Source organism: Microbacterium sp. (genome assembly GCF_035277845.1).
Taxonomy (GTDB): domain Bacteria; phylum Actinomycetota; class Actinomycetes; order Actinomycetales; family Microbacteriaceae; genus Microbacterium.
In genome coordinates, this window is sequence record NZ_DATEJS010000170.1 from 1 (window position 1) to 9,603 (window position 9,603).

Below are 9,603 nucleotides of genomic sequence, written 5' to 3' on the forward strand. Positions count from 1 at the left end.
GCCGGTTCACGGCGGCGCAGCGCCGCCGACGGCGCATCTGGATCGGCGTCGGCACCGCCTTCGCCGTGCTGATCGGCGGAAGCCTGGCGGCCGCGTACAGTCCGCTGTTCGCCGTGCAGACCATCGACGTCACGGGGACCCGGACGCTGAACGCGGGCACCGTCGAGCAGGCGCTGTCCAGCCAGCTCGGCCGCCCCTACCCCCTCGTCGACGAGAGCGCGATCAAGGCGGCGCTCGTCCGGTTCCCGATGGTCGAGTCGTACACGGTCGAGGCGGTCCCGCCGCACGACCTCGTCGTGCGGATCGTCGAGCGCACGCCGGTCGGCGCCCTCAAGACCGCTGCCGGCTACACCGTCGTCGATGCCGCCGGAGTCGCGCTGTCGACCACGCCGACGGCGCCGTCGGGTGTGGCGCTGATCACCGTGAACGGCGGCACCGACTCGAAGTCGTTCGCGGCCATCGGCGAGGTCATGCGGGCCCTGCCGGCATCCATCCGCGACAAGGTCACCGCCGTGTCGGCGAAGAGCCCGGATGCCGTCACCTTCACCCTCGGCAAGACCGGCACGACGGTCGTGTGGGGGAGCTCCGACGACATGGTCGCCAAGGTGGTGCGCCTGGAGACCGTCATGAAAGCGCGCCCGCCGTCGGGCGTGCGTCAGTACGACGTGTCCGCCCCCGACGCCGTCGTCGTGCGCTGACGGCCTCCGCGTCGCCGTTCCGGCCCCGGGACTTGCGCGACACGCCCGCGTGTTCGCGGGATTCCGCGCCGTATCCGCATACCTTCAAGGCGTGGGAATTGCATACTCGGCAATTCTTTAAACCTCTAGATGAGGTTGAAGGTTGAAACGGTTCGGGACGAGACGGAGGCCGGGATGAGCCAGAACCAGAACTACCTTGCGGTCATCAAGGTGGTTGGCGTGGGGGGCGGCGGCGTCAACGCCGTCAACCGGATGATCGAGCTGGGTCTGCGCGGGGTGGAGTTCATCGCCATCAACACCGACGCCCAGGCTCTGCTGATGAGCGACGCGGACGTCAAGCTCGACGTCGGGCGCGAGCTCACGCGCGGGCTCGGGGCCGGTGCCGATCCCGAAGTGGGTCGGCGTGCCGCCGAGGACCACGCGGAGGAGATCGAGGAGGCGCTCGCGGGCGCGGACATGGTCTTCGTCACCGCGGGCGAGGGTGGCGGCACGGGCACCGGCGGCGCCCCGGTCGTCGCGAAGATCGCCAAGTCCATCGGCGCGCTCACCATCGGTGTCGTCACCAAGCCCTTCTCGTTCGAGGGCCGTCGCCGTCAGAGCCAGGCGGAAGCCGGCGTCGCCCGCCTGAAGGAAGAGGTCGACACCCTCATCGTGGTGCCGAACGACCGCCTCCTCGAGATCAGCGACCGCGGCATCTCGATGATCGAGGCCTTCGCCACCGCCGACCAGGTGCTGCTCGCCGGTGTCCAGGGCATCACCGACCTCATCACCACCCCCGGTCTCATCAACCTCGACTTCGCGGACGTCAAGTCCGTCATGCAGGGCGCGGGGTCCGCGCTCATGGGCATCGGCTCCGCCCGCGGAGCAGATCGCGCGATCAAGGCGGCGGAGCTCGCCGTCGAGTCCCCGCTGCTGGAAGCCTCGATCGAGGGCGCGCACGGCGTGCTGCTGTCGATCCAGGGTGGGTCGAACCTCGGCATCTTCGAGATCAACGACGCCGCGCAGCTGGTGAAGGAGGCCGCGCACCCCGAGGCCAACATCATCTTCGGCACCGTGATCGACGACACCCTCGGCGACGAGGTGCGCGTCACGGTCATCGCGGCCGGCTTCGACGGTGGCGAGCCGCAGGCCCGCATCGACGTGGTGCCCAGCCGCCGGGTCGAGCCGCAGGAGATCGCCGTCGAGACGAGCAGCGACGAGGAGAGCGTCGTCATCGAGCGCGCCCCGATCGCGCCGGAGGAGAAGCCGCGCGTGACGCAGGCCGCCACCTCGTCGCGCTTCGACTCGGGCTTCGGCGACGACGACCTCGACATCCCCGACTTCCTGAAGTAGCCTCCGGCGGTCCCGCGCACCATGGATCTCGCTTCACGGCTCGCCGACGTCGACGCCCGCATCACGGATGCGGCGCACGCGGCGGGCCGTGACGCGTCCTCCCTCACGCGAATCGTCGTCACGAAGTTCCACCCCACCGACCTCATCCGCGACCTGCACGCGCTGGGCGTGCGCGACGTCGGCGAGAACCGGCTGCAGGAGCTCGCCGGAAAGGTGGATGCCGCCCACGATCTCGACGGTCTCCGCTGGCATTTCATCGGCCAGGCGCAGACCAACAAGGTGCGCCTGCTCGCGGAGGTCGCAGCCCGCGTGCCGCTGACCGTCCACTCGCTCGACCGGCCACGGCTGGTGGGCGCCCTGGATCGTGCCCTGCACGACGCCGACGGCCGGCCGCCCGCGGTTCCGGTCGACGTGCTGCTGCAGATCAACCTGACCGACGACGCGGGGCGCGGCGGCGTCGCCCCCGCCGAACTGGAGCAGCTCGCCGAGCTCGCCGCGGCCGCGGCATCCCTGCGCGTGCGCGGGGTGATGGCCGTCGCACCGCTCGACGAAGAGGCAGCCCCCGCCTTCGCCCGCCTCGCCGGCTATGCCGAGCGCGTGCGCGCGGTGGTGCCGGATGCCACCTGGATCTCCGCCGGGATGACCGGCGACTTCGTCGAGGCGATCGCGGCGGGTGCGACACACCTGCGGATCGGCTCGGCAATCACGGGTCCGCGACCCGTGCACGATTAGCCTCGGTACAGACGAGCAAACGGAGGAATGCGATGTCGAACCCGCTCAAGAAGACGATGGTGTACCTCGGCCTCGCCGACGAGGAAGAGATCTATGAAGAGCAGCAGTCGGTCAAGCCGGCGCCGCGCATGTCGCAGCCTGTCGCAGAGAAGCCGGTGGCCCCGGTGACCCCGATCCAGCGACCCGCCGTCGTGCGTCAGCCCGCGCCCTCCGCCGTGAGCGAGATCCTCACGGTGCACCCGAAGCAGTATCGCGACGCGCAGGTGATCGCCGAGAGCTTCCGGGACAACGTCCCCGTCATCATCAACCTGTCGCAGATGAGCGACGCCGATGCCCGGCGCCTCATCGACTTCGCCAGCGGTCTGTCGATGGGCCTCTACGGCCGCATCGAGCGCGTGACCAGCAAGGTCTTCCTGCTGTCGCCCGAGAATGTCACGGTCGCGGGTGACGGGGCCGTCGCGCAGGCGGATCCCGAGGCGACGCCCTTTGCCCAGCAGCGCTGATCCTGACGCGGCGGTGGCCGCGCAGGCTCGGCGCGGCTGCCGTCGCGGCCGGAGCTGATCGTGAGCGTCGTCTCGCTCGTCGCAGGCATCGTCAACCTGCTCCTTCTGCTGTACGTGCTCGTGCTGCTCGCCCGGATGGTCCTCGACTACATCCCGATGTTCAACCACGAGTGGCGCCCGCGCGGATTCGGGCTCATCCTCGCCGAGATCGCCTATACGCTCACCGATCCGCCCATCCGTCTCGTGCGCCGGGTCCTCCGTCCCGTGCGCATCGGACCGGCGTCGATCGACTTCTCGTTCACGGTCGTGCTGCTGGCGTGCTTCGTGCTGCTGGCCGTGACGCGAAGCGTCGCAGGGTGAATGCCGGATCTGCGCGCCCACGGCTATGCTGGCTGAAGACGAACGCGCCTTTTGGCCGTGTCCCGAAATCGACTTGCCGACTCCACCGAAAGAGGAATCACCATGGCATTGACCCCGGATGACGTCGTCACCAAGCAATTCCAGCACGTCCGGTTCAAGGAGGGTTTCGACCCGGACGAGGTCGACGACTTCCTCGACGAGATCGTTGTCGAGTGGCGCAAGGCGCTTGCCGAGAACGAGGAGCTGAAGGCCAAGCTCGCCGAGTACGAGTCCGGTGCGAAGGCCCCCGCGGCTGCCCCCGCTCCGGCTCCCGAGCCCGAGAAGAAGGCGCCGGAGCCCGAGAAGGCGCCGCAGCCCGCTCCGAGCCTCGGCGGTGAGCCCGCCGCCGCGAGCGCCGGCATCATCGAGCTGGCCCAGCGTCTGCACGACGAGCACGTCGCCGAGGGCAAGGCCCAGCGCGACAAGCTCATCTCCGAGGCGCAGGCCCAGGCCGCCTCGATCGTCTCCGAGGCCGAAGCCCGCGGGCGCGAGGAGATGGCCCGCCTCGAGAAGGACCGCACGGTCCTCGAAGGCCGCATCACCGAGCTCCGCCAGTTCGAGCGCGACTACCGCGCGCAGCTGCGCGGCTTCATCGAGGGTCACCTGCGCGACCTCGACTCGACCACGGCTGGATCCAACTCGACGCCGGTCTCGGCCGTCGGTCTGTAGGCCGGTCCTTGGCGGGCCGTGCCCCGCTTCGTGCTGCGGCGGCCGGCATCATCATCGCGATCCTCGCGGTGCTGGTGCTGGCCGCCGATCAGTTCGCGAAGCACCTCGCGCTGACGGATCTGGCCTATGAGCAGCCGGTCCACGTCATCGGGAACTTCCTGACCTTCTACCTGACCAAGAACTCGGGTGCCGCGTTCTCCCTCGGCGCCGGCGTCACCTGGATCTTCACGATCGCCCTCAGCATCGTCGCGGTCATCATCGTCTGGCTCGCGGTCACCCGCGTGCGCTCGCGCGCCTGGGCGATCATCCTCGGCCTGCTGCTCGGCGGCGTGCTCGGCAACCTCGCCGACCGCCTGTTCCGCGAGCCCGGCTTCGCGGTCGGCCACGTGGTCGACTTCATCTTCACGCCGTGGATGATGCCGGCCATCTACAACGTCGCCGACATGTTCATCACGACGATGATGGTGTGCGTCGCCCTGCTCGTGCTGCTCGGCGTGCGGCTCGACGGCAGCCGTGAACGCCGCCGCGGGGCCGTCGCGAGCGACGCATCCGCGCCGAGCGGCGAGCAGCCGGACTCGTCGCGGCACGAGGGCTGACGTGGAGTTCCGTTCCCTGCCCGTGCCGGACGGCCTCGACGGGACGCGGGTGGACGCCGGGCTGGCGAAGCTGCTGGGGTTCTCCCGCACGTTCGCGGCCGAGGTCGCGGACGCCGGCGGAGTGAGCTCGGACGGAGGCGCGCTCGGCAAGTCCGACCGTCTCCGTGCGGGCTCGTGGCTCGAGGTGTCGTGGACGCCCAAGCAGCCGCCGCGGGTCGAGCCGGTCGCGGTCGACGACCTCCGCATCGTGCACGAGGACGCGGACATCGTCGTCGTCGACAAGCCGCTCGGCGTCGCCGCCCACCCGTCGCTCGGCTGGGAGGGGCCGACCGTGCTCGGGGCCCTCGCCGCCGCCGGCGTGCACGTGGCCCGGCTCGGTCCCGTCGAGCGCCAGGGCATCGTGCACCGCCTCGACGCCGGCACCAGCGGACTGATGGTGGTCGCCAAGTCCGACCGGGCGTACGCCGACCTCAAGCAGGCGTTCAAGGACCGCACGGTCGACAAGATCTACCACGCCGTCGTGCAGGGGCATCCGGATCCACTGTCGGGCACCATCGACGCACCCATCGGCCGGCATCCGTCGCATCCGTGGAAGTTCGCCGTGACGCCCGACGGCAAGGACTCCGTGACGCACTACGAGACCCTCGAGGCGTTCCGCGGGGCATCCCTGCTGGAGATCCACCTCGAGACCGGCCGCACCCACCAGATCCGCGTGCACATGGCCGCGCACCGGCATCCGTGCGTGGGCGACCCGCTGTACGGCGCAGACCCGACGCTGTCGGCCCGGCTCGGGCTGGCGCGGCAGTGGCTGCACGCCCACGAGCTCGCGTTCACGCACCCGGGCACGGGGGAGTGGGTGCGCTTCGAGTCCATCTATCCCGCCGACCTGCAGCACGCGCTCGATCTGCTCCGCGAGGAGTAGGCGCACCGGGGCGACGCGGCGCGCCGGTGGGGCGGCGCAGCGTCGGAGGGTCGACATAGGGTGGAGTCGTGGCATCCGACAGCTTCGTTCATCTGCACGTGCACAGCGAGTACTCGATGCTCGACGGAGCGGCCCGCATCGGGCCGCTCGTGCAGGAGGCCGCCCGGCAGGGCATGCCCGCGATCGCCGTGACCGACCACGGCAACACGTTCGCCGCGTACGAGTTCTACAAGACCGCGAAGGATGCCGGCGTCAAGCCGATCATCGGCATCGAGGCGTACGTCACCCCCGGCACGCACCGCTCCGACAAGTCGCGCGTCCGCTGGGGCACGCCCGAGCAGAGCAGCGACGACGTGTCGGGTTCGGGCGCCTACACGCACATGACGCTGCTGTCCGAGACCACGGAGGGCATGCACAACCTGTTCCGGCTCTCGAGCCGGGCGAGCATGGAGGGCTACTACTTCAAGCCCCGCATGGACCGCGAGTTGCTGAACCAGTACGGCAAGGGCATCATCGCGACCACCGGCTGCCCGTCCGGCGAGGTGCAGACGCGTCTGCGCCTCGGCCAGTACGACGCGGCGCGCGCCGCGGCCGCCGAGTTCCAGGACATCTTCGGCAAAGACAACTACTTCGCCGAGATCATGGACCACGGCCTCTCCATCGAGCGGCGCGTGATGGGCGATCTGCTCAAGATCGCGAAGGATCTCGGCATCCCGCTCGTCGGCACCAACGACCTGCACTACACGCATCAGCACGACTCCACCAGCCACTCCGCCCTGCTGTGCGTGCAGTCGGGTTCGACTCTCGACGACCCGAACCGGTTCAAGTTCGACGGCGACGGCTACTACGTCAAGACGCCCGCCGAGATGCGCCAGGTGTTCCGCGACCACCCGGAGGCGTGCGATTCGACGCTGCTCATCGCCGAGCGCTGCAACGTCGAGTTCGACACGTCCGCCAACTACATGCCCCGTTATCCGGTGCCCGAGGGCGAGACCGAGGAGACCTGGTTCCTCAAGGAGGTCGAGAAGGGCCTCCACCTGCGCTACCCGGGCGGCATCCCCGACGCGGTGCAGAAGCAGGCCGACTACGAGTGCGGCGTCATCGCGCAGATGGGGTTCCCGGGCTACTTCCTGGTCGTCGCCGACTTCATCAACTGGGCCAAGAACAACGGCATCCGGGTCGGTCCCGGCCGCGGATCCGGCGCGGGATCCATGGCCGCCTACGCCATGAAGATCACCGACCTCGACCCGCTGCAGCACGGCCTCATCTTCGAGCGCTTCCTCAACCCCGACCGCGTCTCGATGCCCGACTTCGACGTCGACTTCGACGACCGCCGCCGCGCCGAGGTGATCCAGTACGTCACCGAGAAGTACGGCGACGAGCGCGTCGCCCAGATCGTCACGTACGGCACGATCAAGGCCAAGCAGGCGCTGAAGGATGCCGGCCGCGTGCTCGGCTTCCCGTTCAGCATGGGGGAGAAGCTCACCAAGGCCATGCCCCCGGCCGTGATGGGCAAGGACATGCCGCTGGGCGGCATGTTCGACAAGGACCACCCGCGCTACAAGGAGGCGTCCGAGTTCCGGGCCCTCATCGAGAGCGACCCGGAGGCCAAGACCGTCTTCGACACGGCGGTCGGGCTCGAGAACCTGAAGCGGCAGTGGGGCGTGCACGCGGCGGGCGTCATCATGTCGAGCGATCCGCTGCTGGACATCGTGCCGATCATGCGCCGCGAGCAGGACGGGCAGATCGTCACGCAGTTCGACTACCCGGCGTGCGAGTCCCTCGGTCTCATCAAGATGGACTTCCTGGGGCTGCGCAACCTCACCATCATCAACGACGCCCTCGACAACATCGAGGCCAACCGCGGGCATCCGCTCGTGCTCGAGGACCTCCCCCTCGACGACGAGGAGTCCTACGACCTGCTGACCCGGGGCGACACGCTCGGCGTCTTCCAGCTCGACGGCGGACCGATGCGGTCTCTGCTGCGGCTCATGAAGCCCGACAACTTCGAGGACGTGTCCGCCGTCATCGCGCTGTACCGCCCCGGCCCCATGGGCGCGAACTCGCACATCAACTACGCGTTGCGCAAGAACGGGCAGCAGCCGATCACCCCGATCCATCCCGAGTTCGAGGAGTCGCTCAAGGACATCCTCGACATCAGCTACGGCCTGATCATCTATCAGGAGCAGGTCATGGCGATCGCGCAGAAGGTGGCCGGCTTCAGCCTCGGCCAGGCCGACATCCTGCGGCGCGCGATGGGCAAGAAGAAGAAGTCCGAGCTCGACAAGCAGTACGAGGGCTTCCACCAGGGCATGGTCGACCGCGGCTACGGCGAGGCCGCCATCACGGCGCTGTGGGAGATCCTGCTGCCGTTCTCCGACTACGCGTTCAACAAAGCGCACTCTGCCGCGTACGGGCTGGTGTCGTACTGGACCGCGTACCTCAAGGCGCACTATCCGGCCGAGTACATGGCCGCGCTCCTGACGAGCGTCGGCGACTCCAAGGACAAGATGGCCGTCTACCTCAACGAGTGCCGTCGCATGGGCATCAAGGTGCTGCCGCCGGACGTCAACGCGTCGATCCGCTACTTCGCGGCCGTGGGGGAGGACATCCGCTTCGGTCTCGGGGCCGTGCGCAACGTCGGGGCGAACGTGGTCGAGGCGATCGTGGACGCGCGTCGGGAGGCGCCGTTCACGACGTTCCACGACTTCCTCGCCAAGGTGCCGGTGCCGGTCGCCAACAAGCGCACCGTGGAGTCGCTCATCAAGGCCGGGGCGTTCGACGAGTTCGGCGACACCCGCCGCGCCCTCATGGAGATCCACGAGGATGCCACCGAGCAGGCCGTCATCGACAAGCGCCGCGAAGCGAACGGCGAGGTCGGCTTCGACTTCGACAGCCTGTGGGGCGACGACGAGCCGGCCCAGGCGGCGAAGGTGCCGGAACGTCCGGAATGGACGAAGAAGGACCGCCTCGCGTTCGAGCGCGAGATGCTCGGGCTCTACGTGTCCGACCATCCGCTCGCGGGGCTCGAGATGCCGCTTGCGAAGCACGCCTCGACGTCGATCCACGACCTCCTCGCCAGCGAGGACATCGAAGACGGCGCCCAGGTGACCGTCGCCGGTCTCGTGACGAGCGTGCAGCACCGGGTCGCCAAGCAGAGCGGCAACCCGTACGGCATGATCACGGTCGAGGACTTCTCGGGCGAGGTGACGGTCATGTTCATGGGCAAGACGTACACCGAGTTCCAGTCCCTGCTGATCGCGGATTCGATCCTCGTGGTGCGCGGCCGCGTCTCCCGACGCGACGACGGCATGAACCTGCATGCGCAGTCCGCCTTCGCCCCCGACCTCGGGACGATGGATGCCGCCGGCCCCCTGGTGCTCACGATCCCCGAGCACCGCGCCACCGAGGCCCTCGTCGGCGAGCTGGCGCGGATGCTGGAACGTCACCAGGGCGACACCGAGGTGACGCTGCGACTGCATCGGGCCGGCACCGCGAAGGTGTTCGACGTGCCCATGCCGGTGCGCGTCACGGCGGACCTCTACGGCGAGCTCAAGGGGCTGCTCGGCCCCGCATGCCTCAGCTGACGACGAACCGTCCAGGGGATCGGACCACGCCCGCGGGTAGGATCGGGAGCTGTCCACGCCGCGATCCCGGCAGCGGGAGCGACAGAAGGAGACGCTGTGCCTGAGCCGCAGAACGACAACGACAACAACGACGCGGACCGCGTCGGAGACCAGGATGCCGCGCCG

At 69.1% G+C, this 9,603-nt stretch carries 9 protein-coding genes; all 9 read left to right on the plus strand.

The annotated features are described in order from the left end of the window. On the plus strand, window positions 1-698 hold a 698-nt coding region (locus tag VJR25_RS07240), incomplete at its 5' end, for an FtsQ-type POTRA domain-containing protein (protein WP_324114047.1). Between the two features lie 174 nt (window positions 699-872). Next, a complete protein-coding gene (gene ftsZ, locus VJR25_RS07245) occupies window positions 873-2,030 on the plus strand; it encodes a cell division protein FtsZ (RefSeq protein WP_324114049.1) in 1,158 nt (385 codons plus the stop codon). A gap of 21 nt (window positions 2,031-2,051) precedes the next feature. Continuing rightward, window positions 2,052-2,762 (plus strand): YggS family pyridoxal phosphate-dependent enzyme, encoded by a 711-nt coding sequence (locus VJR25_RS07250; RefSeq protein ID WP_324114051.1) that lies wholly within the window; start codon window positions 2,052-2,054, stop codon window positions 2,760-2,762. Between the two features lie 32 nt (window positions 2,763-2,794). Then, complete coding sequence (locus VJR25_RS07255; RefSeq protein WP_324114053.1) at window positions 2,795-3,265, plus strand: cell division protein SepF; 471 nt, start codon at window positions 2,795-2,797, stop codon at window positions 3,263-3,265. A 60-nt stretch (window positions 3,266-3,325) separates the two neighbouring features. Continuing rightward, window positions 3,326-3,625 (plus strand): YggT family protein, encoded by a 300-nt coding sequence (locus tag VJR25_RS07260; RefSeq protein ID WP_324114054.1) that lies wholly within the window; start codon window positions 3,326-3,328, stop codon window positions 3,623-3,625. Between the two features lie 102 nt (window positions 3,626-3,727). Beyond that, window positions 3,728-4,333 (plus strand): DivIVA domain-containing protein, encoded by a 606-nt coding sequence (locus VJR25_RS07265; RefSeq protein ID WP_324114056.1) that lies wholly within the window; start codon window positions 3,728-3,730, stop codon window positions 4,331-4,333. An 8-nt stretch (window positions 4,334-4,341) separates the two neighbouring features. Then, window positions 4,342-4,929, plus strand: coding sequence for a signal peptidase II (locus VJR25_RS07270; RefSeq protein WP_324114058.1), 588 nt, complete (start codon window positions 4,342-4,344; stop codon window positions 4,927-4,929). Between the two features lies 1 nt (window position 4,930). Then, entirely contained in the window at window positions 4,931-5,851 is a 921-nt protein-coding gene (locus tag VJR25_RS07275) for an RluA family pseudouridine synthase (RefSeq protein ID WP_324114060.1), read from the plus strand. Between the two features lie 68 nt (window positions 5,852-5,919). Beyond that, a complete protein-coding gene (dnaE, locus tag VJR25_RS07280) occupies window positions 5,920-9,438 on the plus strand; it encodes a DNA polymerase III subunit alpha (RefSeq protein WP_324114062.1) in 3,519 nt (1,172 codons plus the stop codon). Window positions 9,439-9,603: the final 165 nt, after the last annotated feature.

Bases quoted from the DNA above. Each gene is read 5' to 3' on its own strand.
- ftsZ (WP_324114049.1), top strand. From the start codon at position 873: ATGAGCCAGAACCAGAACTACCTTGCGGTCATCAAGGTGGTTGGCGTG.
- VJR25_RS07255 (WP_324114053.1), top strand. From the start codon at position 2,795: ATGTCGAACCCGCTCAAGAAGACGATGGTGTACCTCGGCCTCGCCGAC.
- VJR25_RS07250 (WP_324114051.1), top strand. From the start codon at position 2,052: ATGGATCTCGCTTCACGGCTCGCCGACGTCGACGCCCGCATCACGGAT.
- VJR25_RS07265 (WP_324114056.1), top strand. From the start codon at position 3,728: ATGGCATTGACCCCGGATGACGTCGTCACCAAGCAATTCCAGCACGTC.